The sequence below is a fragment of the Dellaglioa sp. CoH-56-MRSF-14 genome (genome assembly GCF_056782115.1).
Window position 1 is genome coordinate 1 of sequence record NZ_JBXAYB010000066.1, and the last position, 321, is coordinate 321.

Consider the following 321-nt stretch of genomic DNA (forward strand, 5'->3'; position numbering starts at 1 on the left):
GATTTGGTGACAACGGCCCTGTTCTTGAAGAGACGGTCAATCAGGTTCTTGGGGATATGGATACAGGTCTTACAGGGTACGCCGATTCCAGTTGCCCGATTTGCTTAGGCAGTAACTTCATCGGCGGTTACACTCCGTATAAGGGGCACCGGCAGGTGCTGGTGGTTACCGACGTACAGGTGCGAAACGGTGAGCTGGATATGCTCAGCAGCCCTATGCGTGCTCACTGCACTGGATTCGACGTGCAGGTGGTTTTGCCGCGCGGCGCTCAGGGAATCGACGCACTTAGGGTGTGGGACGGAGAGATGCCGATGCCTGCCC

1 protein-coding gene is annotated in these 321 nt (G+C 57.0%); it reads left to right on the forward strand.

From position 1 onward, the window contains the following. On the forward strand, nt 1-321 hold a 321-nt coding region (locus AC1RPX_RS07870), incomplete at both ends, for a hypothetical protein (protein ID WP_481763341.1).